Origin of the sequence: Streptomyces tendae, assembly GCF_014650435.1 — a bacterium.
GTDB lineage: Bacteria > Actinomycetota > Actinomycetes > Streptomycetales > Streptomycetaceae > Streptomyces > Streptomyces tendae.
Map to the genome: position 1 here is coordinate 1 of NZ_BMUY01000067.1, position 1587 is coordinate 1587.

Sequence of the window (1587 nt, forward strand, 5' to 3'; positions counted from 1 at the left end):
TACATCACCAACCGAGGCCGGCGCATCGCGGCGGTAGTCCCTCTGGACGTCGCTGAGGAGGCCGAGGCCCGACGCCAGAAGGAAGACGACTAGCCACCGGCGCCTGGCTCTCCTGCTGGGCCTTCCCCGGTGACAGCAGGCGCGTGTGGGTCACCGGCCAGGCTGATGAGTGCTTCCAGCTCTGCGGCCGTCGCCTTGCCGAAGGAAAGCGGCCCGCCGTTCGCGCCCGTCACCTCCGTCTGGAGCGGCATGTCGTAGCCGTTCAGCTTGGCGCGGCGTTCGGCGTTACGCCGGCGCGCGTCTTCGATCTTTACGAGGCGGTCGATGGCCTGGAGGACGATCGCGTCGTCTTCCATGGGTTGCTCGGTGTCGGGGTCGAGGATGACGCGGCCGTTGTTGACGAGGATGTGCCGGTTCTCGAGGACCTGGCGGACTTTGTCCTCGAGGACGGCGAGCCGTCCGAGTTCGTCGTCGAGGCGTTCGTTCTCGAGCTGGCGGTAGATGGAGACTTCGGCGGCTTCGGCGTCGCGGTGGGCTTCGAGGGCGCGGTGGAGGTCTTTGCGTGCGGCGTCGGGGCTGGAGTAGCCGAGGTTCTCGACGCGTGGGTCGTCGTAGCGGACGCCTTCGCGGCGCAGCTTGAGGAGGTTGGTGCGGCGGACGGCGACTTCGTCCAGTTTGAGTTTTGACCATCCCATGGCGGTGGGGCTCCCGCTCTTGTGTGTGTTTGTCCGGCCCCGCGCCTTGTTTGGGATGATCGCTCATGTTGGGGGCGGGTGTTGCCCCCTGGCGAACGTGAGGCGGCCTCCCACGGGGCCCTGGGGGATTGGGGCGGTGTGGGAGGCCGCGGGGTGCCCGGGCGGCACGCGGGGGCGTGTCGGGGGGTCCTGGGCGTGGCTGTGTGTGTCGGCCTGGTTGGGCGCGGGGACACCGGGGCCAGGCCGACACGTTTGATGCTGCCGCATGTTCGAGGGTTTGTCTGAGGCACCTTCCCCCCTCCCCTGGGCGTGCGTCGGCCCCCGCAGCGGGTGCTCACGGGGGCCGGACGGGGCAGGGTGTTGTTGTCAGCGGGGCAGCACGTTGCGGTTGCGGGCGAACATGCCGCGCGCGGTGCTGCTCACCTCGGTCTTCGAAGTGACGGTGACCGCGCCCTGGTAGATGTTCGTGGTGTTGGCGCGCTTGGCCTTGGCGATGGCCGCTCCGACGGCGACGGCGAGGATCGCGGCGCCGGCGAACGGGGCGAGGAGGATCAGCGCGAACGTCTGGAGGCTGGGGAGGCTGACGGACGACAGGCCCTTGAAGAGGAGCCAGGCGGCGCAGCCGGGGCCGGTGGTGCCGGCGCCGATGCCGCCGGAGGCGACGGCGATGCCGGTGGCCCAGGTGGGGACGCGGCGGGAGTCGGGCTGCGGGACGGGCGGAGTGTCTCCCTTGGCGGGCACGGGGGTGTCGTCGCGGTAGTGGGTGATCTGCCGCATGGCGTCGCGGGTGGCGGCCTGGATGACGGATTCGGTGAGCGGGTTGACGGTGTGCCCGGCTGCGGGGGCGGTGGGCGTCGGCTCGGGCATCGGGTGCATGGGTGGGGTTTCTCCT

At 70.5% G+C, this 1587-nt stretch carries 2 protein-coding genes; both read right to left on the minus strand.

Features of this window, described 5'->3' with window-relative positions:
- Positions 1-89: 89 nt before the first annotated feature.
- Positions 90-695, minus strand: coding sequence for a hypothetical protein (locus tag IE258_RS40605; protein WP_189750810.1), 606 nt, complete (start codon positions 693-695; stop codon positions 90-92).
- A gap of 366 nt (positions 696-1061) precedes the next feature.
- Positions 1062-1587, minus strand: a 526-nt coding sequence (locus tag IE258_RS40610) for a hypothetical protein (protein WP_229892784.1), incomplete at its 5' end; no start/stop codon positions are given.